This is a genomic window from Mycolicibacterium smegmatis (genome assembly GCF_001457595.1).
Lineage (GTDB): Bacteria > Actinomycetota > Actinomycetes > Mycobacteriales > Mycobacteriaceae > Mycobacterium > Mycobacterium smegmatis.
Genome location: NZ_LN831039.1, coordinates 978395 through 1004977 on the forward strand (window position 1 = coordinate 978395; position 26583 = coordinate 1004977).

Consider the following 26583-nt stretch of genomic DNA (forward strand, 5'->3'; position numbering starts at 1 on the left):
CGTGATCGCTAGCTCAGGTCCCAGACCTGGACCGACGTCCCGGCGGGCACCTCGGTGAGGTCTTCGCCGATCTCCAGCAGACAGTTCGCCGAGGCCAGCCAGCGCAGGTGATGCGACGCCGGAGGCCCGTAGCTGGTGACGGTGTCGCCGGTGAGCACCCCGCGGCGGAACTGGCGTTTGCCTGCCGGTGAGGTGAGCGACTCGGTGAGCGTCGCGGTGAGCTTGGGCCGTTCCGGTTCGGGGTGCCCCATCGCCGCGCGCAGCGGCGCGCGGACGAACACCTCGAACGACACGAGCGCGCTGACCGGGTTGCCGGGCAAGGTGATGATGGGCGTGGAGCCGACGACACCGGAACCCTGAGGCATGCCGGGCTGCATCGCGACCTTGACGAAGTCGACCTGCTCGGCCAGGGCGTCCTTGACCACTTCGTAGGCGCCCGCGCTGACACCGCCCGTGGTGATGATCAGGTCGATGTCGCGGGCGTGCTCGGCGAGCACCGCGCGGAAGTTGTCGACGTCGTCGTGCGACATGGGCGACGAGATCACCTGCGCGCCGGCGTCGCGGACCGCGGCGGAGAGCATCACGGCGTTCGACTCGTAGATCTGCCCGGGCTGCAGCGGCGTGCCCGGTTTGACGAGTTCGCTCCCGGTGGACATCACCATCACGCGCTGTGGCGGGATGACGGTCAGCTCGGCCAGTCCGAGGGCCGCGGCCAGGCCCAGCGCGGCCGGGGTGACCATCTGACCGGCGTGCAGCACCGTGGTGCCTGCCGTGACGTCCTCGCCCGCGCGGCGGATGTGCTGGCCCGGCCGTGCGGCCGCGCGGATGGTCACCGTGTCGGTCGCGCCGTCGGTGGCCTCGACCGGGATCACCGCGGTAGCGCCGGCCGGAACCGGTGCACCCGTCATGATCCGGTGTGCCGTACCGACTTTCAGAGTCAGCGCGTCGGTGCGCCCGGCCGGGATGTCCTCGGCGACGGGCAGCAGCACCGGGGTGTCGGCCGTCGCGCAGGCGATGTCCTCGGCCACGACGGCGTAACCGTCCATCGCCGAGTTGTCGAACCCCGGGAGCGAGAGCGGCGCCACGACATCGGACGCGAGCACCAGGCCCAGCGCGTCGGCGATCGGAACGGATTGCGGGTCACGGGCTTTGATCAGGCCTGCGACGATTCTCTGGTGTTCTTCGACGGTACGCATGATCCTCACACCGGGTAGCTGACGCCGGTCAGCTCTTCTGAGACGGCCCACAACCGGCGTTGCAACTCCGGATCACGGGACTGGGAACTGGATTTCACGAGCTTGGGGTGTCCGCGCACCTCGCGGAACCCGTCCGGGCCGTAGTACTCGCCGCCCTTGACGCCGGGATCGGTGGCCGCGCGCAGCGTCGCCAGCGCGCCCATCAGCGGGCTGTTGGAGAACAGGCTCGCGATCTGGTGGTAGCCGGGCAGCCCGGTGCCGGGGATGTGCCGCATGAGTTCGGTGTTCGACAAACCGGGATGGGCGGCCACCGAGATGGTCGGCTTGCCTGCCGCGGCGAGGCGACGCTGAAGTTCGTACGCGAACAACAGATTCGCGAGCTTGGACTGGCCGTACGCCTCGACCCGGTTGTAGCGGCGTTCCCACTGCAGATCCTCGAAGTGGATCTTGGCGCGGATGCGGTGGGCCACGCTGGCGACGGCCACCACGCGGGAGCCCTCGACCGGCAGCAGGTTGTCGATGAGCAGACCCGTCAGCGCGAACGGCCCCAGATGGTTGGTGCCGAACTGCAGCTCGAACCCGTCGACGGTGGTCTGCTTGGGCGGATACATCACGCCGGCGTTGTTGATCAGCAGGTCGATGTGCGGGTAGGCGCTCTTGAGTTCGTCGGCCGCGGTGCGTACGGAATCCAGTGACCCCACGTCCAGCTTCTGCAGCTTCAGATCGGCCTTGGGTGTCGAGGCCATGATCCGGTCCACGGCATCGCGGCCCTTGTCCAGGTTGCGCACCGCGATGACCACGTGCGCGCCCTTGGCGGCCAGCACCCTCGCGGTCTCGTAACCCAGTCCGGTGTTGGATCCGGTGACGATGGCCACCCGGCCTGATTGATCGGGAACGTCGGCCTCGGTCCACTTCGTGTCGGCGCTCATGGCTCGAACAATACGGTTCCTCGGGCATGCTCGACGCATGGACCGCGAAGGTGAGGAGTATTCGGGCAGCACCGCATCGGGATTGGTTTTGCTCGACCCGTCGAACCCGCCGAGCCGCAAGGCGCCCCTGGCGTGGGCGATGGGTGCGGCGATCCCGTGGTCGATGCTGGTCTTCGGACAGCTCGTGTGGCTTCTGTTCGATCGCAGGATGCTGTGGCTGCACGGTCTGGCCGCGGTCGCCACGGCGGCGGGCATCGTGCTGTTCGTGGTGATCGTGCCGCTGTGGCGGTACCGCGTGCACCGGTGGGACATCAGCGTCGACACCGCGACACCCGCGGTGTACACCCGCACGGGGTGGCTCGTGCAGGAGCGGCGCATCGCGCCGATCTCCCGCGTGCAGACCGTGGACACCTACCGCGGTCCGTTGGACCGGTTGTTCGGCCTGGCCAACGTGACCGTGACGACGGCGTCTTCGGCCGGGGCCGTCCGCATCGTCGCACTCGACGTCGACGTCGCCGACCGGGTGGTGGCGCTGCTGACCGACATCGCCGCGATCGGTGAACAGGACGCCACATGACCGCACCACCGCAACCGCCCGGTGCCGGGCCGCAGTGGCAGCGGCTGAGCCCACGCATGCTGCTGGTGCATCCGGTACACGAAGTGCTGCAGCAGATACCGCTGCTGGTCGGTTCGGTGGTGCTGGGGTCGGCGACCGGCAACCCGCTGTGGACGGTGGCCGCGATCGTGCTGACCATCCTGTTCGGGCTGGCGCGGTGGTTCACCACCACCTACCGCATCGAACCGAACGAGGTGCAACTGCGCACCGGCGTGCTGCAACGCAAGGTTCTTGCGGTGCCGCGCAACCGGATTCGTTCGGTGTCCACCGACGCGCGGCTGCTGCACCGCGTCATGGGGCTCACCGTGCTGCGGATCAGCACCGGCCAGGAGGCCAAGGGCGACGCCGAGTTCGCGCTCGACGCCGTCGAAGCCGGTCAGGTGCCGCGGCTGCGTGCGATCCTGCTGGCCGATCTGGCCGACGCGAGTCCCGAGGAGCACGTGCCCGCTGGACGTGAACTCGCCCGCTGGCAGCCGGCCTGGCTGCGGTACAGCCCGCTGAGCTTCACGGGCCTGGCAATGATCCTCGCGGCGTTCGGCATCGTGTACCAGGCAGGGGCGGGTGCGCTGATGCGCGATTCGGCGTTCGCGCAGTCCGGTCTGGATGCCGCCGAACGACTCGGTGTCGCGGTCAGCATCGCGATCGTGGTGGGTGCGGTGCTGGTCGCCTCGGTCGTGCTGTCGGTGCTGCGCTCGTTGCTGACGTACGGGAATCTGGTGCTGACGCGGCGGGACGGCCCAGGCGGTGACGGAGTACTTCACTTGCAGCACGGGTTGCTGCGCGTGCGTGAACACACCTACGACACGCGTCGGCTGCGCGGCGGGACGCTGCGTGAACCGTTGCTGGTGCGCATGTTCGGCGGTGCGCGACTCGATGCGGTGATGACGGGCATCGGCGGCGAGGGCGAGGCGTCGCTGCTGTTGCCGCCGTGCCCGGCAGCGACGGCCCGTGGTGTGTTGACCGCGCTCATCGGGCGTCCCGACGCGGTGTCGGGCCCGTTGCGTCCCCACGGGCCCGCCGCCACGCGCCGCCGCTGGACCCGCGCCCTGGTACTGCCGGTGATCGCGCTGCCCGTGCTCGCCGTCGTCGGCGTCCCGGTGTGGGCATGGGTCCTGTGGGCGCTGGTCACGGTGGCCGCGGCGCTGCTGGCGGCCGACCGGTCACGCGCGCTGGGCCACCGCGTCGACGGCGACTGGCTGGTGGCGCAGGCCGGAAGCGTCGAACGCCGGCGTGACTGCCTGCACACCGACGGCATCATCGGCTGGACGGTCCGGCAGACACTGCTGCAACGTCGCGCCGGGGTCGCCACGCTGATCGCGGCGACCGCCGCGGGCCAGAAGCGCTACGAGGTGATCGACGTCCCCGCGGGACAGGCGTGGGCGATTGCTGCCGCGGGGACGCCGTGGATAGCAGACAGTGTCTGGGCCCACACACCCGTGGGGTTCGACTTGCGCTGAAACTCCCGGCGTTTAATGTCGCTGCATGGCTATCGGTGGTGTGCTCTTCGACATCGATGGTGTGCTGGTGACGTCATGGCAACCGATCGAAGGTGCGGCCCAGACGTTGCGGGTGCTGGCCGACAACCAGATCGCGCGGTCGTACCTGACCAACACCACCACCAAGACCCGCGTCCAGATCGCCGAACTGCTGACCGCGGCCGGGATGGACGTCTCACCCGATGAGGTGATCACCGCTGCGGTGCTGACGGCGGAGTACGTGCGTGATCGTTTTCCGGGCGCACGGTGCTTCCTGGTCAACAGCGGCCGCATCGACGAGGACATGCCCGGCGTCGACGTCGTCTACTCCAGTGAGTTCAGCGGCCCACGCGCCCCGGAGGCTCCCGACGTGGTGCTGCTGGGCGGGGCCGGACCCGAATACAGCCATCTGACCCTCAGTTGGGTGTACGACTGGATGGCCCAGGGCGTGCCCGTGGTCGCGATGCACCGCAGCACCTCGTGGACCACCACCGACGGGTTGCGCGTGGACACCGGCATGTACCTGATCGGCATGGAGGAGACCTCGGGCCGCAAGGCCACCGCCGTCGGAAAGCCTGCGCCGGAAGGTTTCCTGGCCGCCGCGAGCCGGCTCGGTGTGGACCCCGACGAGATGTACATGATCGGCGACGACCTCAACAACGACGTGCTGGCCGCGCAGGTGGTCGGCATGACCGGCGTGCTGGTGCGCACCGGCAAGTTCCGGCAGAGTGTGCTGGACCGCTGGGCCGCAGACGATTTCGCGATGCAGCCCAACCATGTGATCGACTCGGTCGCCGATCTGCCTGCGCTGCTGGGCCTTTAGGGGTTGAGCCGGCGGACCGCCTCGATGCGCTCCTTGAGCTGCTCGGTGGTGGCCGCGGCCACCGGCGGCCCACCGCAGATGCGCCGCAACTCGTTGTGGATCCAGCCGTGCGGCTTGCCCGTGCGGTGGTGCGCGATGGTCACCAGCGCGTTGAGTTCCTTTCGCAGCTCCCGCAATTGGCCGTGCGTGGTGCGCGGCGGCGGGGGAGCGCCGGTCTCGGCGGCGACGGCCGTGCGCTTGGTGAGCTGTTCCTCCTGGCGGCGGCGCAGCAGGTCCCGCATCTGCTCGGCGTCGAGCAGGCCGGGGATGCCGAGATAGTCGGCCTCCTCGTCGCTGCCTGCCGGTGTCGCGGTGCCCCACGAGGCACCGTCGAAGATGACCTGATCCAATTCGGCGTCGGCACCGAGGTATTCGAACCCGTTCTCGAGCTCGCTCTTCTCGTCCTTGCGTTTCTCGGCGTCTTCGAGTGCCGCGTCGTCGAGCCCGTCGGACTCGCGGTGCGGCTTGCCCAGCACGTGGTTGCGCTGGGCCTCCATCTCAGAGGCCAGCAGCAACAGGTTCGGCACGGACGGCAGGAAGATGCTCGCGGTCTCACCCTGGCGCCGCGACCGCACGAAGCGTCCGATGGCCTGTGCGAAGAACAGCGGGGTCGACGCGCTCGTCGCGTACACGCCGACCGACAGGCGCGGCACGTCGACGCCCTCGGACACCATGCGCACGGCGACCAGCCACTTGCTGTTGGACTCGGAGTACTGGCTGATGCGGTCGGAGGCGCTCGGGTCGTCCGAGAGCACGACCGTGGGCGTCTCACCGGTGATCTTGGTGAGCAGGTCCGCGTAGGCGCGCGCCGTGGTCTGGTTGGTCGCGATGATCATGCCGCCCGCGTCGGGCACATGCTGACGCTTCTGCTCGAGGCGCCGGTCGGCGGCCTTGATGACCGCGGGCATCCACTCACCGGCCGGGTTGAGCGCCGTGCGCCAGGCGCGCGCGGTTTGCTCGGCGGTCAGTGGCTCGCCCAGACGCGCCGCGTGTTCCTCGCCGGCGCTGTCGCGCCAGCGGGCCTCACCCGAGTACGCCAGGAACACCACGGGCCGCACCACGCCGTCGGCGAGCGCGTCGGAGTAGCCGTACACATGGTCGGCCTGAGACCGCATGAAGCCGCTCTCGTCCGGTTCGTAGTTGACGAACGGGATGGGGCTGTCGTCGCTGCGGAACGGGGTACCGGTGAGTGCCAGGCGGCGGGTGGCGTCACTGTAGGCCTCCCGCATCGCGTCGCCCCAGCTCTTGGCATCGCCGCCGTGGTGGATCTCGTCGAAGATCACCAGCGTCCGGTAGTTCTCGGTGCGCACCCGGTGGCGCGTCGGGTGGCTCGCGACCTGGGCGTAGGTGACCACCACGCCGTCGTACTCCGACGAGGTCTGCGAGTTCGAGTTGCTGAACTTCGGGTCCAGCGAGATGCCGTTGCGCGCGGCCGAGGCCGCCCACTGGATCTTCAGGTGCTCGGTCGGTACGACGACGGTGATCTTGTCCACGGTGCGGTCGGCGAGCAGTTCCGCGGCGATGCGCAGCGCAAACGTCGTCTTACCGGCACCAGGGGTCGCGACCAGGAGATAATCACGCGGCTTGGTGGTCAGATACTTCACCAGCGCCTTGCGCTGCCAGCCCCGCAATGCCTGGGTGCTGGGCGCCGAGTCAGCCCGCACCCGAGGACTCCTTTCGTCGGAATGCAGTCTAGGCCAGGGCGTTCCGGAAGTGCATCTTGCCAGGAGCCGGCCGGGCGTGTCGCACGCGGGAAGGCTTGAGTTCTCGTGCGGCGAAGGCGTGCACCCGAGGTTGCTGAGCCGGTCGGTCGGGGTGGCGTCCGGGCCGCGGGCGGTGCGGAGCAAACGGATGTGACAAAAGAGGAAGCCTCGCACATCGTGTGATGTACGAGGCTTCCGTACCTACTGGGGATCTACGCGGCCGTGCCCGTGATCAGGGGTTGTTGGCGCCGGTGGTACCCGCGGTGCCCGGGGTGCCGTCCGCACCACCGTTGCCGCCGTCTCCACCGTTGCCCCCGTTCCCCGATCCGCCTGCGGTGGTGCCACCGGTGCCACCGTTGCCGCCGGCCCCGCCGTCACCGTTGCCGCCCGGGCCCGGCTCGCTGCCGTCGCCGCCGTTGCCGCCGTTGCCGCCGGTGTTGTGCTCACCGTCGGCGGTCTGGCCGCCCGACTTCCAGACGCTGGTGTTGCCGCCGTCGCCGCCGTTGCCGCCGGTCGCTCCGCCGGTGCCGTTGACACCACCGTCGCCGCCGTTGCCGGCCACCGCCGAGGAGTTGGCGATCTTGCTGCCCGCGGGGCCGGCCGGGTCGTACGCCTGCACCCAGCCGTCGGCGCCCTTGCCGCCGTTGCCGCCGTTTCCGGCGCCGCCGTGTCCGGAGATCGCGGTGCTGTCGGTGATGGCACCGTGGATCGCGGCGATGTTGCTGAAGCCGCCGGCCCCGCCGGTCGCACCGGCCGCGGTCGCCGCGCCGCCGTCTCCACCGACGGCGGTGTTACCGGTGGCGACGCCGGTGGTCCCGGCCGCCATCACCAGCGCGTTGCCGCCGTTGCCCGCGATTCCGCCGTTCGAGGCTTCGCCGCCCTTGCCCGCGGTGGCCGTGCCGGTGGCGTTGCCACCGAGGGTCGAGCCGTAGCCCGACTGGACCCAGGATGTTCCGCCCTTGCCGCCGTGGCTGGCCGCGCCGGTGGCCTTTCCGCCGGCACCGCCGGTCGCGGTGCCGATCGCGGAGCCTGGATTGGCCGCGTTCGCCGTCGTGTTGACGACGCCGTCTCCGCCGTTGCCGCCCAAGCCGCCGTCGATGCCGTCACCGCCGTTACCGCCGGCGCCGATGCCGGAGGCGACGGCGCTCGGGCCGTTGGCCTCGATGGTGCCCTGGCCGCCGTTGCCGCCGTGACCACCGTTGAAGCCGTTGCCGCCGTGGCCGCCCGTGGCCGTTCCGCTGGCCTGGGGATTCGCCTGAACCACGTTGTAGGCGACGATCGTCGCGGCGCCGCCGGTGCCACCGGTGGCGCCGAGGGTGCCGCCGTTGCCGCCGTCACCGCCGGTGGCGGTGCCGCTGGCGTTGCTGCCGATGACGGTCGCGCGGATCAGCGCCTCACCGCCGTCACCGCCCTTGCCGCCCCTGTGCCCGTCGGCGTCACCGTTGCCGCCCTTGCCGCCGTTGCCGCCGGTCGCCGTGCCGGTCGCGGTTCCGTTGTTGACCCGGATCCGGCCTGCGCCGCCGTTGCCGCCGTTGCCGCCGGCACCGGTGTGCGATGGGTCGACGTACGTGCCGCCGTTGCCGCCGTTTCCGCCGTTGCCGCCCTTGCCGCCGTTTCCGAAGCCGACTCCGCCGGCCCCGCCGTTGCCGCCGAGCGCGCCGTCGCCGCCCCGGCCGCCGTCACCACCGTGACCACCGGTGCCGCCCTCACCCTCGCTGACACCACCGGCGCCGCCTGCGCCACCGTTTCCGTTCGCACCGGCATTCACGAAGGTGCCGCCGTCACCGCCGCGGCCACCGTTGCCACCCGTGTCGGTCTGACCGGTCGAATGCTGACCGTTCGCCTTCCACACGGAGGCGCCCGCGCCATCGCCGCCCCGGCCGCCGATTGCCCCGCCGGTGCCGTTGAAGCCTCCGTCGCCACCGTTGCCGCCGGCTGCCTTGCCCTTGTCGATGGTGGTGCCCGCCGGGCCGTTCGGGTCGTAGGCCTGGACCCAGCCGTTGCCGCCGTTGCCGCCATTGCCGCCCTGAGCGGCGCCACCGTGTCCGGAGGTCGCCGAGCTGTCGGTGATCGAGCCGTGGATGGCGGCGATGTTGGTGAAGCCGCCGTTGCCGCCGACTGCACCGTTCGCACTGGCCGCGCCGCCGTTGCCGCCGATCGCGGTGTTGCCGGTGGCGACGCCGGTCGCCCCGGCCGCCATCACCAGGGCGTCGCCGCCGTTGCCGCCCTTACCGCCGTCGGACGCCTTGCCGCCGTGGCCTGCCTTGGCGGTACCGCTCGCCTTACCACCGGTGGTGGGGCCGTAGCCCGCCTGAACCCACGACGTTCCACCCCTGCCGCCCAGGCTGTCCGCACCGCTGGCCGAGCCGCCGTCACCGCCGGCGGAGATTCCGGTGGCCGAGCCGTCGGCACCTGAGTAGATCTCGCCCATGCCACCGGCGCCGCCCGTGCCGCCGTCGATTCCGTCGCCGCCACGGCCGCCGGTCGCGGTGCCGCCCACGGCGCCGTTGTTGCCGTAGGCGTACACCGAGCCGATCCCGCCGTTGCCGCCGATACCGGTTCCGGTCGAGTTGCCACCGTCGCCACCGCGCGCGGTGCCCTCGGCGGTGCTGCCTGTGCCTTCGGCGATGAGCCGGCCGGTTCCGCCGGTGCCGCCGGTGCCGCCCGCGGCAGTCGTCGAACCGTTGCCGCCGTTGCCGCCGTTGCCGCCGATGGCGTTGCCGTCGACGGTTCCGCCGTTGGCCCCGACCAGGATGGCGCCGCCACCGCCGCCACCACCGCCGCCGCCCTTGCCGGGCCCGGCGGCCGTGGACTGCCCGCCGGTGCCACCGGCACCGCCTGCCCCGCCGCGGGTCTCGGACCCGGCGGTGACGTTGGGACCCGAGATCAGCACGTAGCCGAATCCGCCGTTGCCGCCGTCACCGCCGTTGCCGGCGGCTCCTGCGGCACCCGTCGAGCCGCTGTGGCCCAACAGGCCGAAGAGCCCGCCACCGGTGCCACCGATCCCGCCGGTGCCCCCGGTGCCGCCGCCCGTTCCGCCCGTGCCGCCGGTCCCGCCGTCGACATGGGCCGAGGTGCCGTCGGCCCCGACGCCGCCGGTGCCGCCGTCCCCGCTCTGTCCGCCGGTTCCACCGTTTCCGCCGCTGGCGAACAAGAAGCCGGTGGCGTTGCCGCCGTTGCCGCCGTTGCCTCCGCCACTGCCGACGCCGCCGTTACCGCCGTTTCCGAAACCGTTGCCGTGGTCAATGTTCCAGTCACCGGCAGCACCGGTCGCGCCAGCGAGGCCCTTTCCGCCCGCGCCGCCGTTGCCGCCGATCGCGAACAGCCAACCGTTCGCGTTTCCGCCGTTGCCGCCGGTACCCGCGAGGATGCCGCCGAGCGCCGCGCCGCCGGCGCCACCGGCACCGCCGATGCCCATGAGCAGGCCACCGCTGCCGCCGTTTCCGCCGTCCAGCCCGGCCCATCCGACGCCGCCGTTGCCGCCGTTGCCGAACAGGCCGGCATTGCCGCCGTTGCCGCCCGCCAGACCGGCTGCGCTGCCGTCGTATCCGTGGCCGCCGTCGCCGAACAGCAGACCGCCGTTGCCGCCGTTGGGGTTGTCGGCGGTTCCGTTGATGCCGTTGCCGATCAGGTACTGGCCGGAGATGGTGTTGATGACGCCGCCGAGTGTGGACCCGATGGGGCTGACCACCCAGAACTGTTGTCCCGCAGCGTGCAACGGCTGGTAGATGAGCCAGTTGACGATCTGGGTGGGGTCGAGCACCGCCGACGCCACGGTGGGAACCGGCAGCTGTGCCTGCGGGTTCACCGTGGTGCGCATCGCGGGGTCGGAGTACATCGGCTGACGGCGCGCCCACGCCATCACCGCCCAGACACCGGGCATGTCAGCAGGTTCGGTCGGTGCGTTCGGGATCAGCGTGGTGCCGAGCGTGACGACGGACAGCAAGCCGCTGATCGGCCGAAGTGAGGGTGCCGCGGGCGCCGGGTCGGTGGCCGGTGCTTGCACCTGCCGGGCGACCTGCGCAGTCGGTTGTGCGCCGAGCGAGTCGCTGGTGGGCTGATCGGTCGTGTTTGTCGAGGTGGCCTGCTGCTCGACCGGATCGGCGGCGGTGTCGCGGCCCTGAGGCTGCGTGACGCTCGGGGTCTCGGAATCCGGTGCAGTGGTGGGCCGTTCCCATCTGGGTTTCAGGTCCGGCAGCGGCGACTCGGGCGCGAGGGCTGCCGGGAACTTGGGCTTGCGCAGCGGGCTTCTGGCGTCGTCGGTGTCGGAGGGTTTGAGTCCGGCGCCCTCGGCGAAATCGCTGAGGGTCTTTCGGACCTCACCTGCCCGCTCGCGGAGACGCTCGTGCACCTGCTTGAGGTTCGGATGCCGCGGAGTGCCGAATGAGTTTCTGTCCCTTGTGGTCTCACTGGGCGTCTGCTCGGCGGACTGGCGATCGCTGCGGTGGTTTCCGACCCTGGTCCGCGGTGCGTCGGAGGGCCTGTTGTGCCGTGGCGTACCGATTCGGGGCGTCCCGTTCGCGCCTGTTGCTCCCGGCCGGAAGTGGCGCGGCCGGTCGGCGCTGCCGGTCGAAGACCCGTTACCGGCGGTGGTGGCGCCACCGGAGGCTGATGGCGAGTTCGACGCACCGTCGCTCGTGGAACCTTCGGTGCTGAGGAGTTGCACGTCCGCGGTCACCGATCGCATGGTCGGCGAATCCGGCCCCAACAGCAGCATGACGCCGGCGCCCGCAAATGCGACGCTCGCCAGGCCGGCCGACGCAATCGGACGTGACAGGCTCCGTTCGCCGCGAGCTCTCGCTGCTCTGTGCTTCGCCACATTTCTCCTTATCGCTGAGCTGTGATGGATGACACGATCGTCAATAAGTGAGAGCGAGCTAACAGCATTCACGGGGAAATGTTCAAGCGATTGCAACGAAATTGATCATGATCCGACGGGCGCGTCCGCGACGGATTGCCGCGACGGAATATGATTTGAACTGCGATAACCAAGATCTGCGACGCCGCTGACGGGCCTTTCTTGCGTCGAGGAATCTTTCGAAGCGCAACAAAAGTGGCAGCGGTCTCCCACGAGTGGCGGCGGCAGGTTAGAACACGTTCTATGGGCGCGGTCAACGCCGTCGCGCGACACGGACGCCCACTCCTGTCGGAGCGGGCGTCCGATAGCTGATGTCAACCCGCCGAGGAGCGGCGTCCAATGCGCCCCGCGGGAAACGTGTACCGACTGTCGAAAAACAGCAAATGGTCTGCGTGGAGTGCGCGATCACATCAACTTGTCGAGGGTGATCGGCAGATCGGTCATCCGGCGTCCGGTGGCGTTGAAGACGGCGTTGGCGACCGCCGCGGGTATCCCGACCACCACCAACTCGCCGATCCCCTTCACGCCGATCGGGTCGGCGATCAGATCCTCGCCCGGCAGGAACTCCGCGTCGAGGTCGGGCACGTCGGCGTTGACCGGCACCAGGTAGTCGGACATGTTGGCGTTGACGATCCGTCCGTCGCGGTGATCGAGGTGAGTCGCCTCGAGCAGCGCCGCCCCGATGCCCATCACCATGCCGCCGATGGCCTGGCTGTGCGCCAGCATCGGGTTCACGATGCGCCCGGCGTCGTAGCTCGCGAACATCCGTCGCACGCGCACCGTGCCCAGTGCCTCGTCGACCGCGACCTCTGCGAAGACCGCGCCGAAAGAATGCATCGAGAACCTGTCGTGCGGGCCGTCCGGCGTCCACTCCAGCTCGGCGGACAGTTCGTCGAGGCGGCGACGGCGCAGCAGCTCCTCGTACCGCTCGCCGCGGGCGGGTTCGCCGCGCGCGGCCATGCGGCCGTCGGCCACCTCGACGTCCGCGGGCGCCAGCCCGTGCAACGGCGACCCGGGATCGGTGACGGCCATGCGCACGAACCGGTCGCGCAGCATCATCCCTACGTTGTGGATCGACGAGCCCGCACTGGCCATCAGCCGGGATCCGGTCTGGGCCGGAGCCACCGGTAAGGCGCTGTCACCCAACTGGAACCGCACGCGATGCAGCGCGACACCGAGCGCGTCGGCGCCGACCTGGCTCATCGCGGTATAGGTACCGGGACCGATATCGCTCGCGCCGCACAGGATCTCGACGGTGCCGTCGTTACGAACCCGTGCCGATGCGGCACACGGACTGACGAGCGTGACGAAGCTGGCCGCCGACACGCCCAACCCGATGAGCTGTCGGCCCTCCCGCACCGAGCGGGGCACGGGATTGCGTCGCGACCACCCGAACGCCGCTGCTCCTGATCGCAGGCACTCGGTGAGCCGACGGCTGGAGAACGGTAGATTGTCCGTCTGATCGCGTGTGGGTTCGTTGCGTACTCGCAGTTCGATCGGGTCCATCGCGAGCCGGTGCGCGAGGTCGTCCATCGCAGACTCCAGCGCGAAGTTGCCCGAAAGGTGCCCCGGGCCGCGCATCTGATTGCCGGGGTGGACGTCGAGTTCGACAGTGCGCAACGCCGAACGCATGTTGGGCGCCTGATACATGTAACTCGCCGCGCCGGTCACGTTGTCGACGTACGGGCTGTACCGGGACACCTCCACAGCGCCTTCGTGCACGATGGCGGTGATGCGGCCCGAGCGGTCGGCACCGATCGCGAGCCGCTGCCGGTTGCGTGGCCGGTATCCCGTGACGGCGTACAGATGCCTCCGGGTCAGCATCAGTTTGACCGGCCTCCGGACGTGGCGCGCCACATGTGCCGCGATGGCCTGATGCGGCCACACCTGGCCGGCGTTGCCGAAGGCACCGCCGACGAACGGCGATATGACACGGACGTTCTCCGCCGGCACGCCCAGCGCGTCGGCGTACTGCTGGCGGGCCCCGCTGACGGATTGCACCTTGTCCCACACCGTCAGACGATCGCCCTCCCACCGTGCCACGACCGCGTTGATCTCCATCGGATTGTGGTTGTTGCGTTCCATCGAACAGCGCAGGTCGGTCACCACGGCCGACCCGCGCAGTGCCGCGTCGGCGTCGCCGCGCGAGTAATCCCGTGTGGGAGTCGGGTTTTGGTCGGAGGCGTCTGGAGCGTCCATGTCGGTCAGCTGCGGTTGTGTCGAGTAGCGGACCGCCACAAGGGATGCGGCGTGGGTCGCTGCCTCGAGCGTGGTCGCGACCACGACGGCCACCGCCTGCCCGAACGCGCAGACCTGCTGCGGATCGTATTTCAATGTCAGACCGTCGAAGTCGGTGATGACATCGACCACCTCAGGTGCCCGCCTCGCCGCGTCGGTGTGGACGGCGTCCACCGCGCCACGAGCCACGGTGGCGCCGACCAGCACGGCGAACAGCGCGTCGGGAACCTCGGCGTCGGCGGCGTAGCGTGCCTGCCCGGTCACCTTGAGGCGTCCGTCGACACGGGGCACCGCACGTCCGGCAAGTGCCGGTGTGGCCTGCGGGGCGGTCATTGCACACCCGCGATGGTCTCGAGCTCACGGGCGACGGTGCGCTTGAGCAGTTCCACCTTGAATCCGTTCTCCGACAACGGCCGTGCGCCTTCAGCGGACAGGTCGGCCGCGGCGCGGATGGCGTCCGCGGTTGCCGGCCTGCCGGCCAGCGCGCGCTCCACCGCGGGCAGGCGCCACGGCACCGTGCCCACGCCGCCAGCCGCCACGCGGGCCGACCGGATCGTCGAGCCCTGTATGTCGAGCGCCACCGCGGCCGAACAGATCGCGAACTCGTACGACGTACGGTCGCGCACCTTGAGATATCCGGACCGGCGTGCCGGTGTCGCGGGAACCTCGACAGCGGTGATCAACTGACCCGGCCTCATGTTGTGCTCCTGCTCGGGCGTAGTCCCGGGCACACGGTAGAAATCCGCGAGGCGAACAATGTTCTCTCCGTCGGTGTCCCGCAGCACCACCCGTGCGTCGAGTGCGGTCAGCGCGACCGCGAGATCGGACGGGTGGGTGGCCACGCACTGGTCACTGGTGCCCAGGATGGCGTGCGTGCGGTTGCGCCCGCCGATCGCCGGACAACCGCTTCCCGGTTCGCGGCGGTTGCACGCGGACGTGACATCGCGAAAGTACAGGCAGCGTGGCCGTTGCATCAGATTGCCTCCGATGGAGGCCATGTTCCGCAGCTGAGCGGACGCGCTGAGGTTCAACGCCTCTGCGATGACGGGATATTCGGTGCGGACGACGGGATGCGCGGCCAGTTCGGACATCCGCACGAGTGCCCCGATGCGTAACCCGTCGCGGGTCACGTCGATCGCGCGGTACGGCAGCGCGTTGATGTCGACGAGGGATTCCGGTCGCTCGACGGTTTCCCGCATCAGGTCGACAAGGGTGGTGCCGCCCGCGACGTAGCGGCCGCCCGATCCGGCGGCGTTGAGGGCCGATCGTTCGTCGGCGGCCTTGGTGAAGGTGAACGGATGCACGGATCATTCCCCCTGACGTGCGACGGCGGCCACCGCGTCGACGATGTTGACGTAGGCTCCGCAGCGACAGATGTTGCCGCTCATCGATTCTCGGATCTCCTCGGGTGAATTGGCGTGGCCCTCCCGGATGCACGCGACGCCCGACATGATCTGGCCTGGCGTGCAATAGCCACACTGCAGCGCGTCGCGGTCGATGAACGCCTGCTGCAACGGATGCAGGCGGCCGTTGTCTTCCAGGCCCTCGATCGTGGTGATCTCGGCCCCGTCGTGCATGACCGCCAGGGTCAGGCACGACACCACACGTTCTCCGTTGAGATGGATGGTGCAGGCACCGCATGCGCCTTGGTCGCAGCCCTTTTTCGTGCCGGTGAGCCCGACGCGTTCACGCAGCATGTCCAGCAGCGAGGTGCGGTTGTCGACGTCGACCACACGTTGCTCGCCGTTGATGCTCATCCGTACTGTGGTCGATTCTGCTTGGGGTTCAACATCTTGGGTGGAACAACTCGCGAGCAGCGGCAGGGTCATCGCACCGCCGACCGTGATCGAGGCGCCGATGAACGTGCGTCGTCGGATCTGCCACGCAAGTGCTTCAGCGGTGTCGTGCGTTTCGTGTGTCGTCACGTGCTCTCCTCCTGACGTCGGCGATGTCACGCGGACGACCGCCGATGTGCCAACCCTATGTACGTGACGGCGGGTCTCCCCGAAGCTCATAGGAAACACATATGAACATGGCAGGTGATGCCGATTCGGGTCACCGTCGGACTCCGATACGGTTGTGATGCAGCGTGATTCGCTGGTTCCCCAAATGAAGAGGTTGTCGTGCGCGATGAACCAGCGGGCGCGTTCCTCACCGGTCAGATCGGCGAGGTGCTCGAAACCGACGAAATACGCCTCACGTGGCGCACCGGGTGAAAACAACATCAGCAACGATGTCGGGGCGTCGGCCTCGTTGCGGAAGCCATGAATGCGCCCGGGCGGCGCGTAGGGAAAATCGCCCTGATTTCCATCGGCTCTACTACCGCCAGTCGTAGAGCCAGATTGGTACTTGACCCTGCCGAACGAGTCGGCGGTGACCAGCCTGGCCGCGGGCGGTCGTTCGGGGCGGCGGATAACCTAGCAGATATCAGAACGCTGGCTGGTGACGTCAGGAGGGCGCATGAGGGCACTGCTGTCGCGCGAGGTCGGCGACGCGATCCGCGACTACATCGTCGAACACGGTCTCAAGCCGGGTGATGCCCTGCCGTCCGAGGGTGAGCTGGCGACGCTGCTCGACGTCGGAAAGACCTCGGTGCGCGAGGCGCTGCGCCGGCTGGAAGCGCACGGCGTCGTCGAGGTACGGCGGGGGAGGGGCCTGTTCGTCGGCACGTTCAGTTTCGGTCCGCTCATCGAGCACCTGCCGTACGGGCTGCAGGCCGACAACGTCCCGCTGCGCCAACTCCTGCAGGCGCGCCGTGCCCTGGAGGAGGGCCTGGTGTGCGAGGTCGCCAGGGTGATCACGGCCGAGGACCTCGACCGCCTCGACGCGCTCGTCGAGCAGATGCGGGCGCACACCGTCGACGGGCGGGTGCCCGCCGAGGTCGATCAGGCGTTTCACCAGGCGCTCTTCGCGCCACTCGGCAATCCGTTCGTGCTGCAGTTGATCGACGTCTTCTGGAGCATCTTCCGGCGTGCGTCGGACCGCATCGTTCTGGACCTGCGACGCCCCACCGCCGAGGACCATGCCGCGATCGTCGACGCGCTGCGCTCCGGCGACCGTGCCGCGATGACCGACGCCGTGGCCCGGCACTTCGAGGATCTGCAGCGCAGCCTCGACGCCGAAGTGAACAGTCCGCTCGCGGACGAGGTGAACAGTCCGCTCGCGGACGAAGTGAAGAGTCCGCTCGCGGACGGAGCCGACGAACCCTCTTGATGTGACCTGGGTCATGGAGTAGCGTCCGCCTGGACACCACATATCTGATATCCCATAAGTCAGGGGCGCCATGGCCAACTCCAGAGCCGGTGAGGAATCGCTGACCCCCACGCAATGGAAACAGTTCTTCGCTGCGTGGCTGGGCTACCTCCTCGATGGCTTCGACTTCCTGCTCATCACGCTCGTCCTCACCGAGGTCGCCGACGAATTCGACCTCGACCTGGTGACCGCGTCGACCCTGGTCAGCGCGGCCTTCGTGTCCCGCTGGTTCGGGGGCCTGCTGCTCGGCGCGATCGGCGACCGATTCGGCCGGCAACCCGCGATGGTCATCAGCATCCTGTGCTTCTCGATCGGCAGCTTCCTGTGCGGTCTGTCGTGGGGGTACTGGTCGTTGTTCGTCTTCCGCGCGATCGTCGGCCTCGGCATGGCCGGCGAGTACGCCTCCAGCGTGACGTACGCGATGGAGTCCTGGCCCAAGCGATTCCGCAACCGGGCCAGCGGCGCGCTGCTGTCGGCCTATCCGATCGGTGTGGTGCTGGCCAGTCAGCTGTACGCGGTGGTGGTTCCGCATCTCGGATGGCGGTGGATGTTCTTCATCGGCCTGGTGCCCGCGTTCGTCGCATGGTGGATGCGGCGCACCCTGCCCGAGGCCCAGGAATGGCAGAGCAGCGTCGGCCGCAGCGGGGCAACCCGCACCACCATGCAGCTGTTGTTCAGCGGCGGCAGGCGACAACTCAACATCGGCGTCACCGTTGTCGCGGTCGCGGTACTGGTACTCATCTTCAGCCGCACCGTCACCGGCCTGGGTGTCTGGCCGCTCGCGGTGATCGCCGCGGCCTGCTTCTACGCACTCGCGCGTCAGATCGCCGGGACGCTCACGCCGATGTTCGTCATGCTCGTCGTGACCGTCCTGGCCGCGTTCCTGTACTCCTGGCCGACACAATCGCTGCTGCCCACCTATCTCAAGACCGAACTGCACTTCGACCCCGCCCAGGTGAGCCGTGTCCTGTTGTGGGCCGGCCTGGGATACGCTGCGGGATCGGTGATCTCGGGCGTGATCGCCGACCGGTTGGGTACCCGGCGCACCTACGTGCTCGGGCTGGTGATCTCCCTGGCGTTCGTGGTGCCGGTGTTCGCCCTCGACGGTGCGCACATCGTGTGGCTGTGGGTGCTGATCTTCGGGCTGCAGTTCACCAGCCAGGGCATCTCAGGGCTGCTGCCGAAGTTCCTGTCCGACCACCTACCGGTCAACGTGCGGGCGAGTTCGCTCGGATTCTGTTACAACATAGGTGCTTTGGGTGGTGCGGTCGCGCCCATCGCGGGTGCGTCCATCGCGGAATCGATCGGCCTGGGCAACGCACTGATGGTGCTCACATTGAGCTTCACCACCCTGTTGGCCATCCTCGTCGGCTTCGACATACCCCGGCGGTTCGCCCCGAAGGATCTCGAGAAGGAAGAGGGGGTTTCGGTATGACCCGAGAATTGACCTCAGATCTGGCGGGCATCATCCCGCCGCTGACCACACCGCTCACGGCCGACGGCGACGTCGACACCGCGTCGCTGGAACGTCTGTGCGGGTTTTTGCTCGACGCAGGCGTCGACGGACTCTTCGTCTGTGGGTCCTCGGGTGAGGTGGCGTTGCTGTCGGACGCCCAACGCGCCAAGGCTATCCAGGTCGCCGCCGGTGCGGCGTCGGGTCAGGTGCCGGTGCTCGGGGGCATCATCGACACCGGCACGGCGCGGGTCGTCGACCACGCTCTCGCGGCCCAGAAAGCCGGTGCCGACGCCGTCGTGGCGACGCCGCCGTTCTACGTCGCACCGCATGCCGACGAGGTGATCCGGCACTACCGGCTGATCGCCGCTGCGGTCGACGTACCCGTGGTGGCCTACGACATTCCCAGCGCCACCCACTCACCGCTGACGCGATCCGTCGTCGCGCAGCTCGCGGGCGAGAAAACCGTTGCCGCGCTCAAGGATTCGAGCGGTGACCTGGACGGATTCCGTGCTCACCTGGCGGCGAACGCCGACACGGGGCTGCGGGTGTTCACCGGGTCGGAGACCATGACCGATGTGGCGCTGAACCTGGGTGCACACGGCGCGGTGCCTGGCCTGGCCAACGTCGACCCGCACGGCTACGTCCGGATCCGCCAGGCCGCGCGTGCCGGCGACTGGGCCACCGCGGCGTCCGAACAGGAGCGGCTGCGGCGCATCTTCGCGATCGTCGACGTCGCGGACCGCAGCCGGATCGGCTTCACCGCGGGTGCGCTCGGCGCGTTCAAGGCCGCCCAGTACTTGCGCGGTGTCATCGACACGCCGCGGTGCGCCGATCCGCTGCTCCCGCTGGAGAGCAGCGAGATCGACGCCGTGCGAACCATTCTCGAGCGCGAGGGCGTCCTCGGCTAGGCCTGCTGCAACTGCGTGCCGACGGGGAACGTCACGCCCGTGAGTTCCTCGGACACCGCCCACAGCCGGCGCTGCAGATCGGCGTCGTGCGACTGGGCGCTGGACGCCACCACCTTGGGGTAGCCCCGCGTCTCGCCGATCCCGTCGGGGCCGAAGTACTGCCCACCGAGGGCGCCCGGGTCGGTCGCGGCGCGCAGTGTCGGCAGCGCCCCGAGGGCGGCGTCCTGCGCCAGCGGGGTCACGAGGCGCTCCAGGGGACCAGGCAGGTGGCGAGCGAGTTCGGTGTTCGACGCGCCCGGATGAGCGGCCAGGGCCGTGGTCTGGTGACCGGTGAGGCGGCGCTGCAGCTCATAGGTGAACAGCAGGTTGGCCAACTTCGACTGCCCGTATGCCGCGACCCGGTTGTAGCGGCGTTCCCACTGCAGATCGTCGAAGTGGATCTTCGCGAGGATGCGGTGGCCCTGGCTGCTGACCGTGACGACGCGCGAGCCCGGCACCGTCAGCATGCGATCGAGCAGCAGGCCGGTCAGCGCGAAGTGGCCCAGATGGTTGGTGCCGAACTGCAGCTCGAAACCGTCCTCGGTGGTCTGCCGCGGTGGCCACATGACGCCCGCGTTGTTGATGAGCAGGTCGATCCGGTCGAACTTGCCCTTGAGGTCGTCGGCGGCTGCGCGCACCGAGGCCAGCGACCCCAGGTCGAGCTGCTGCAACTCCAGGTCTGCGGTGGGCGCGCTGCGCGCGATCCAGTCGACCGCGGCCTTGCCCTTGTCCAGATTGCGCACCGCGAGCACCACATGGGCGCCCTTGGCGGCAAGCGCCTTTGCGGTTTCGAGGCCGAGGCCGGTGTTGGCGCCCGTGACGATCGCGACGCGGCCTGTTTGATCGGGAATCCTGGCGGTGGTCCATTTGGTCATGGGAGACTCCTCGTGAGCGGTATCCGGAGTGAGCGCCCCGGTTGACCCGACTATACGGAACGTGCGCCCCGTTTTGTCAACGGTGATGTGGTGATGAGGTGATGTCGATGCGTGCCGATGCGGCCCGCAACCGGGCCCGGGTGCTGGAAGTGGCCTATGAGGCGTTCGCCGAAGACGGGCTGGCGGTCCCGATCGACGAGATCGCCCGCCGGGCCGGCGTCGGTGCGGGCACGGTCTATCGGCACTTCCCGTCCAAAGAGGATCTGTACCGGGCCGTCGTCGTCGAGCGCATCCGCGAGGTGGTCGGTCAGGGGAGGGCCCTGCTCGCCGACGGCGATCCGGGGGAGGCGCTGTTCGACTACCTGCGGCTGATGGTGCTGCAGTGCGGTGCCGCCGACCGCGGGCTCGTCGAAGCGCTCGCCGGTGCCGGGATCGACGTCAAGACCATGGTTCCCGACGCCGAGGACGAATACATGGAGATGCTCGGCGGGCTGCTGCGGGCCGCGCAGCGGGCGGGCACGGTGCGTGGCGATGTCACCGCCACCGACGTCAAGGCGCTCCTCGTCGGCTGCCAGGCCATGCAGGCCTACGACGCCACCGCCGCGGAACATCTGACGGGTGTGGTGTTCGACGGCCTTCGCGTCGCGCCGGCTTCAGTACCGTCGCGGTGAAACGGCGCTGATGCCGAACCCGGCGGCGCGCGTCGGGGGCACCCCCACAACCTTGCACTCACCATGCCCGAGTGCTAAGAATGCAGTTGGCACTCTCGATTCGTGAGTGCTAGGTCGGGACGGTGAGGCCGGGGCCGCACCTGCGGGAGCACACCCCCAGCCGTCCGTCGCGGGCACTGCACCTGACCACCGAACGTGCGATCCCCAATCCGGAGGAACACTTCGCAATGGCTAAGACAATTGCGTATGACGAAGAGGCCCGTCGCGGCCTCGAGCGGGGCCTCAACAGCCTCGCCGACGCGGTAAAGGTGACGCTGGGCCCCAAGGGTCGCAACGTCGTCCTGGAGAAGAAGTGGGGCGCCCCCACGATCACCAACGATGGTGTGTCCATCGCCAAGGAGATCGAGCTCGAGGACCCCTACGAGAAGATCGGTGCTGAGCTCGTCAAAGAGGTCGCCAAGAAGACCGACGATGTCGCTGGCGACGGCACCACCACCGCCACCGTCCTGGCTCAGGCCCTGGTTCGCGAAGGCCTGCGCAACGTCGCTGCCGGCGCCAACCCGCTCGGCCTGAAGCGCGGCATCGAGAAGGCCGTCGAGAAGGTCACCGAGACCCTGCTGAAGTCCGCCAAGGAGGTGGAGACCAAGGAGCAGATCGCTGCCACCGCCGGTATCTCCGCCGGTGACCAGTCCATCGGCGACCTGATCGCCGAGGCCATGGACAAGGTCGGCAACGAGGGTGTCATCACCGTCGAGGAGTCCAACACCTTCGGCCTGCAGCTCGAGCTCACCGAGGGTATGCGCTTCGACAAGGGCTACATCTCGGGTTACTTCGTGACCGACGCCGAGCGTCAGGAAGCGGTCCTCGAGGATCCCTACATCCTGCTGGTCAGCTCGAAGGTCTCGACCGTCAAGGACCTGCTGCCGCTGCTGGAGAAGGTCATCCAGTCCGGCAAGCCGCTGCTGATCATCGCCGAGGACGTCGAGGGCGAAGCCCTGTCGACCCTGGTGGTCAACAAGATCCGCGGCACCTTCAAGTCGGTCGCCGTCAAGGCCCCCGGCTTCGGTGACCGCCGCAAGGCGATGCTGCAGGACATGGCCATCCTCACCGGTGGTCAGGTCATCAGCGAAGAGGTCGGCCTGTCCCTGGAGACCGCTGACGTCTCGCTGCTGGGCAAGGCCCGCAAGGTCGTCGTGACCAAGGACGAGACCACGATCGTCGAGGGTGCCGGCGACGCCGAGGCCATCCAGGGCCGCGTCGCGCAGATCCGCGCCGAGATCGAGAACAGCGACTCCGACTACGACCGCGAGAAGCTGCAGGAGCGCCTGGCCAAGCTGGCCGGCGGTGTTGCGGTCATCAAGGCCGGTGCTGCCACCGAGGTGGAGCTCAAGGAGCGCAAGCACCGCATCGAGGACGCCGTGCGCAACGCCAAGGCCGCCGTCGAGGAGGGCATCGTCGCCGGTGGCGGCGTGGCCCTGCTGCAGTCGGCTCCGTCGCTGGAGGAGCTGTCGCTCACCGGTGACGAGGCGACCGGCGCCAACATCGTGCGCGTCGCGCTGTCGGCCCCGCTGAAGCAGATCGCCCTCAACGGTGGTCTGGAGCCGGGCGTCGTCGCCGAGAAGGTGTCGAACCTGCCCGCGGGTCACGGCCTGAACGCCGCGACCGGTGAGTACGAGGACCTGCTGGCCGCCGGCGTTGCCGACCCGGTCAAGGTCACCCGCTCGGCGCTGCAGAACGCTGCGTCGATCGCGGCTCTGTTCCTCACCACCGAGGCTGTTGTCGCCGACAAGCCGGAGAAGGCCGCCGCACCTGCGGGCGACCCGACCGGTGGCATGGGTGGCATGGACTTCTGAGTCCAGACTCAAGAGAGGCCCCGGCGCGCTTGGCGCGCCGGGGCTTTTCTTTATCCCCAGCGTGGGTTCTATGCACAGGTCGAGCCCGAAAACCGTGCGCGAGGCCCACGTTCGTCGGTGGCTCTGGCGAGCGTGCGGGCATGGAACCCTTCATCGGAAGCGCGGCAGTGCGCAGTGGTGCTCTCACCCGGCGGGGACTGCAGCGCCACTACACAGCGCTCTACCGCGACGTCTACATTCCCCGCGACCTGGAGGTGACAGCCCGCATCCGCGCCGAGGCGGCATGGTTGGCAACGCGAGCGCCCCTTGCCGGAACCTCGGCGGCCGCCGTGCTCGGCACGCGATGGCTGAGACCTGAGCTTCCTGCCCAGATCATCCGGGCCGATCGGCATGCGCCGCCGGGCATCGTCGCGCACTCCTGGACACTCGCACCGGGCGAGACGTGCCTGGTCGCCGGGATGGATGCCACGACCCCGGCGCGCACCGCGTTCGACCTGGGCCGCCTCCATCGCGCCGGCGACGCGGTGCCGCTGGTGGATGCCCTGCTCAACGCGACCGGGATCAAGCCCGCCGACGTGCTCGCGGTGGCTGACGCGCATCCGGGTGCCCGCGGCGTCGCGCGATTGCGCGCGCTGCTCCCGTTGGTGGACGGCGGCGCCGAATCTCCGCAGGAGAGCAGGTTGCGCCTGGTCCTGGTGCGTGGGGGACTGCCCGTGCCGCAGACCCAGATCGAGTTCCGCGACCTGCGCATCCGCGTCGACATGGGATGGCCCGTGTGGAAAGTGGCAGTCGAGTACGACGGCGTGCAGCACTGGTCAGACCGTCGGCAGCGGTCGTGGGACATCGATCGGATCGCCCTGCTGGAAGAGGCCGGGTGGGTGGTGGTGCGTGTCAGCGCCGAGATGCTGTCGCGGCCGCACGTCGTGGTCGAGCGCGTGCGAGCCAAGCTGCGCGCCGCGGGATGCCCGATCTGAGCCGACCGTGGGCCTCGTGCACGGAACTGGGCCGAAAAGCGTGCACAGGCCCCACGTTCGGCGCTAGTTCTCGCTCAACACCACACAGTCGTCGATGCTCGCGGCCGTCGGCCCGGACCCGGTGGACCGCTTGCGGTGCAGAACCGCGCGGGCAGGCACGATCTGCGGCGGGGCGTCGTCGGTGGCGCCGGCACGCGCCTGACCGTCGACGATCAGCGAGAACCCACTGGGGCTGCGTGGCGGCCAGATCAGGGTGACGTTGTCGTGCACGGCGAGATTTCTGCGAGTGCGATCTCCGACCGACCCCACCTCGATGACGCCGTCCACCACCCGAGGATCACACGCCACGGTGTGCGCGTGGTAGTTGTCGTCGACCGTGACGAGGTAGGCGAACGTGTAGTCCGTCAGCTTGTCGGCCAGCTGCTTGAGATCCACTTTCACGCTCATGTGGCGAGGATAGTTTCCGTACCTGTCAGGCCGGTGCGGATTGGCGCCCACGGACCAACCGGCCCGGACGGGCCGCGGTGGGCACACCGTTCTCGGCGATCACCTCGCCGGACACGACGGTGGCGACGTAGCCGTCGGCGCTCTGGTCCAGGCGCCGTCCCCCGGCGGGCAGGTCGTAGGTGACGACGGGTTTGTGCAGCAGCAGCGCATCATGGTCGATGACGTTGAGGTCGGCCTTGAACCCGACGGCGATGCGGCCACGGTCGGCCAGCCCCGCGACCTGTGCGGGCACCGAGGTCAGCTGCCGGATGGCCTGCGGCACCGACATCCGCCCCTCGGCCCGGTCACGCGCCCAGTACGCCAGCAGGTACGTGGGAAAGCTTGAGTCGCAAATCATTCCGTAGTGCGCACCGCCGTCACCGAGCCCGAGGACCACGTCCTCACGGGTCATCAGGTCGCCGACGGTGTCCAGCGAGTTGTCGTAGAAGTTGGCCAGCGCGCCGAGCAGGATCGCGTGCCCGTCGTCTTCGAGCAGCAGGTCGTACGCCTCCTCCAGGGGCGTGACGCCGTGCGCCCTGGCACGGGCCGCGATGCTCTGCGACCGGTCGGGCTCGTAGTTCGCGTCGGGGCCCAGCGGGAAGATCCAGTCCCATGCCTGCGCCAGGTACACCAGCGGGTTGGCCGGCGCCCCGCCCGGCTTGTCGGCCAGGATCCGTTCGCGCACTGCGGGTTTGCGCATCTGAGCGACGCGTTCGGGCAGCGGCAGCCCGGCGATCTCCTGGTAGCTGGGGTACAGCACGAACGGATTGGCCGACAGTTCCAGGCCGATCATCAGGCCGATCGGGCGAGGGAACACCTGCGCGGTGACCCGCGGCGCCGCCGAGGACGCCGACGTGTTGGCCTTCTCGACCATCTCCATGGCCTCCCGCCACAGCGGTTCCCCCGCGTTGAGCACCAGCAGGCTGAACGTCACCGGCAACCCGGTCTCGCCGGCCGCGTCGAAAACCTGTTGCAGCACAGGCTGATACCCGCCGGCCGGAATGTCGGGCACGAACTGGATCAACCCGCCGCCACCGTCGGCGATGCCGCGCGCGATCTCGCGGATCTCCTCATAGGCGGCCTCGAAGCTCGGGATCTGCCTGCCGCCCTCGGTGCGGTGGGTCGCCAACCGCGACGAGGCGAATCCCAGCGCCCCGGCCTCGATGGCCTCGCGGGCCAGCGCACGCATCCTGGCCAGGTCGTCGGCGGTGGCCGGTTCACGGTCGGCGCCGCGTTGGCCCATGACGTACACCCGCAGCGGCGAGTGCGGCAGGTACGCGGCCACATCGATGTCGAGACGACGAGCGGCCAGCGCGTCGAGGTACTCGGGAAAGGTCTCCCAGTGCCAGTTCAGCCCCTCGGTCATGACCACGCCGGGAATGTCCTCCACGCCGGCCATCACGTCGACCAGCACGTCGTGGTCCTCGGCGCGGCACGGCGCGAACCCCACCCCGCAGTTGCCCATCACCGCGGTGGTGACACCGTGCGACGACGACGGGTTGAGCCGGTCCGACCAGATCGCCTGCCCGTCGTAATGCGTGTGCAGATCCACGAAGCCGGGCGTCACCAGTAGGCCGGCCGCGTCGATCTCGCGGGCGCCGGTCCCGGCGACCTCACCGACCGTCACGATGACGCCGTCACGCACCGCGACGTCGCCGACGACCGGTTCGCCGCCGAGGCCGTCGACGATGGTGCCGCCGCGGATCACGAGATCGAATGCATGGCTCATCTGTCCAACGTACGACGCGGCGTGCCGCACATGCCCGGGAATCGGCCATCAGTGTCGCTGCGGCGTGGCAGGATTCGAGCCGTGATCGATCACTTCGGCATCAACTGCGTCGACTTCGAGAAGTCGAAAACGTTCTACGACAAGGTGCTGGGGGTTCTGGGCTACACCCGTCAGATGGATTTCGACGTGGCCATCGGATACGGCGCCGACGGTCACCCCGACTTCTGGATCGCCGACGCCGGCGCGGGCAACGTGGCCGGGCCCAACCGCGAGGTGCACATCGCGTTCAAGGCCTCCGGTGTCGATGCGGTCCAGGCGTTCTACGACGCCGCGCTGGAGCTGGGCGCCGAGTCGCTGCACGCGCCGCGACGGTGGCCCGAGTACCACCCGGGCTACTTCGGTGCGTTCGTGCGCGACCCCGACGGCAACAACGTCGAGGCGGTGTTCCACGGCGCGCAGTGAC

General features: G+C 69.2%; 20 protein-coding genes. 10 read left to right on the forward strand and 10 right to left on the reverse strand.

Annotated features, from left to right (window positions below):
• Nucleotides 1-8: 8 nt before the first annotated feature.
• Nucleotides 9-1196: a molybdopterin molybdotransferase MoeA gene (gene moeA, locus AT701_RS04375; protein WP_058127528.1), complete on the reverse strand. Its 1188-nt coding sequence runs from the start codon at nucleotides 1194-1196 to the stop codon at nucleotides 9-11.
• 5 nt (nucleotides 1197-1201) lie between these two features.
• The gene (locus AT701_RS04380; protein ID WP_058125258.1) at nucleotides 1202-2125 is read right to left on the reverse strand and encodes an SDR family NAD(P)-dependent oxidoreductase; all 924 of its coding nucleotides are present in this window, start codon (nucleotides 2123-2125) and stop codon (nucleotides 1202-1204) included.
• Between the two features lie 37 nt (nucleotides 2126-2162).
• Here AT701_RS04380 and AT701_RS04385 point away from each other — a divergent pair, with 37 nt between their 5' ends.
• From AT701_RS04385 to AT701_RS04395, 3 genes are read left to right on the forward strand one after another with little or no spacing between them, the layout of a single operon-like run.
• A complete protein-coding gene (locus AT701_RS04385) occupies nucleotides 2163-2702 on the forward strand; it encodes a PH domain-containing protein (RefSeq protein WP_011727249.1) in 540 nt (179 codons plus the stop codon).
• Nucleotides 2699-4198: a PH domain-containing protein gene (locus AT701_RS04390; RefSeq protein WP_058125259.1), complete on the forward strand. Its 1500-nt coding sequence runs from the start codon at nucleotides 2699-2701 to the stop codon at nucleotides 4196-4198. Before AT701_RS04385 ends, AT701_RS04390 begins: the two co-directional genes overlap by 4 nt.
• Before the next feature lie 25 nt (nucleotides 4199-4223).
• Complete coding sequence (locus AT701_RS04395) at nucleotides 4224-5039, forward strand: HAD-IIA family hydrolase (RefSeq protein WP_003892291.1); 816 nt, start codon at nucleotides 4224-4226, stop codon at nucleotides 5037-5039.
• Here AT701_RS04395 and AT701_RS04400 read toward each other — a convergent pair.
• The 5 genes from AT701_RS04400 to AT701_RS04425 form a co-directional block, all read right to left on the reverse strand.
• Nucleotides 5036-6742, reverse strand: coding sequence for a DEAD/DEAH box helicase (locus tag AT701_RS04400; protein ID WP_036452615.1), 1707 nt, complete (start codon nucleotides 6740-6742; stop codon nucleotides 5036-5038). The two genes, AT701_RS04395 and AT701_RS04400, sit on opposite strands and share 4 nt — an antisense overlap.
• A 271-nt stretch (nucleotides 6743-7013) precedes the next feature.
• Nucleotides 7014-11132 (reverse strand): PGRS repeat-containing protein, encoded by a 4119-nt coding sequence (locus AT701_RS04405; protein ID WP_058125260.1) that lies wholly within the window; start codon nucleotides 11130-11132, stop codon nucleotides 7014-7016.
• 912 nt (nucleotides 11133-12044) lie between these two features.
• Nucleotides 12045-14210 carry a xanthine dehydrogenase family protein molybdopterin-binding subunit gene (locus AT701_RS04415; protein WP_058125261.1) on the reverse strand — a complete coding sequence of 722 codons (2166 nt, stop codon included), beginning with the start codon at nucleotides 14208-14210 and terminating at the stop codon, nucleotides 12045-12047.
• Complete coding sequence (locus AT701_RS04420) at nucleotides 14207-15181, reverse strand: FAD binding domain-containing protein (RefSeq protein WP_058125262.1); 975 nt, start codon at nucleotides 15179-15181, stop codon at nucleotides 14207-14209. The genes AT701_RS04415 and AT701_RS04420 overlap by 4 nt, the downstream gene beginning before the upstream one ends.
• A 3-nt stretch (nucleotides 15182-15184) precedes the next feature.
• Nucleotides 15185-15706, reverse strand: a complete 522-nt coding sequence (locus AT701_RS04425) for a (2Fe-2S)-binding protein (RefSeq protein ID WP_223496085.1) — start codon at nucleotides 15704-15706, stop codon at nucleotides 15185-15187.
• A gap of 631 nt (nucleotides 15707-16337) precedes the next feature.
• Between AT701_RS04425 and AT701_RS04435 the strand changes: the two genes are divergently transcribed.
• The 3 genes from AT701_RS04435 (at nucleotide 16338) to AT701_RS04445 (ending at nucleotide 19493) form a co-directional block, all read left to right on the forward strand.
• A complete protein-coding gene (locus AT701_RS04435; RefSeq protein WP_058125263.1) occupies nucleotides 16338-17090 on the forward strand; it encodes a FadR/GntR family transcriptional regulator in 753 nt (250 codons plus the stop codon).
• A 70-nt stretch (nucleotides 17091-17160) separates the two neighbouring features.
• Complete coding sequence (locus AT701_RS04440; protein ID WP_058125264.1) at nucleotides 17161-18564, forward strand: MFS transporter; 1404 nt, start codon at nucleotides 17161-17163, stop codon at nucleotides 18562-18564.
• Entirely contained in the window at nucleotides 18561-19493 is a 933-nt protein-coding gene (locus AT701_RS04445) for a dihydrodipicolinate synthase family protein (protein ID WP_003892303.1), read from the forward strand. The genes AT701_RS04440 and AT701_RS04445 overlap by 4 nt, the downstream gene beginning before the upstream one ends.
• Here AT701_RS04445 and AT701_RS04450 read toward each other — a convergent pair.
• Nucleotides 19490-20407 (reverse strand): SDR family NAD(P)-dependent oxidoreductase, encoded by a 918-nt coding sequence (locus tag AT701_RS04450; protein WP_003892304.1) that lies wholly within the window; start codon nucleotides 20405-20407, stop codon nucleotides 19490-19492. The genes AT701_RS04445 and AT701_RS04450 overlap by 4 nt on opposite strands.
• A 107-nt stretch (nucleotides 20408-20514) precedes the next feature.
• Here AT701_RS04450 and AT701_RS04455 point away from each other — a divergent pair, with 107 nt between their 5' ends.
• From AT701_RS04455 to AT701_RS04470, 3 genes are all read left to right on the forward strand, one after another.
• Nucleotides 20515-21078: a TetR/AcrR family transcriptional regulator gene (locus tag AT701_RS04455; RefSeq protein WP_058127529.1), complete on the forward strand. Its 564-nt coding sequence runs from the start codon at nucleotides 20515-20517 to the stop codon at nucleotides 21076-21078.
• Nucleotides 21079-21305: 227 nt separating this feature from the next.
• A complete protein-coding gene (gene groL, locus AT701_RS04465; RefSeq protein WP_003892307.1) occupies nucleotides 21306-22931 on the forward strand; it encodes a chaperonin GroEL in 1626 nt (541 codons plus the stop codon).
• A 140-nt stretch (nucleotides 22932-23071) separates the two neighbouring features.
• Nucleotides 23072-23905: a type IV toxin-antitoxin system AbiEi family antitoxin gene (locus AT701_RS04470; protein ID WP_058125265.1), complete on the forward strand. Its 834-nt coding sequence runs from the start codon at nucleotides 23072-23074 to the stop codon at nucleotides 23903-23905.
• Between the two features lie 63 nt (nucleotides 23906-23968).
• Here the strand turns inward: AT701_RS04470 and AT701_RS04475 are convergent, their stop codons facing one another.
• Complete coding sequence (locus tag AT701_RS04475; protein ID WP_003892309.1) at nucleotides 23969-24352, reverse strand: hypothetical protein; 384 nt, start codon at nucleotides 24350-24352, stop codon at nucleotides 23969-23971.
• 25 nt (nucleotides 24353-24377) lie between these two features.
• Nucleotides 24378-26120: an N-acyl-D-amino-acid deacylase family protein gene (locus AT701_RS04480; protein WP_058127530.1), complete on the reverse strand. Its 1743-nt coding sequence runs from the start codon at nucleotides 26118-26120 to the stop codon at nucleotides 24378-24380.
• 81 nt (nucleotides 26121-26201) lie between these two features.
• Between AT701_RS04480 and AT701_RS04485 the strand changes: the two genes are divergently transcribed.
• On the forward strand, nucleotides 26202-26582 hold the full coding sequence (locus AT701_RS04485) for a VOC family protein (RefSeq protein WP_003892311.1): 381 nt from the start codon (nucleotides 26202-26204) through the stop codon (nucleotides 26580-26582).
• Nucleotide 26583 lies beyond the last annotated feature (1 nt).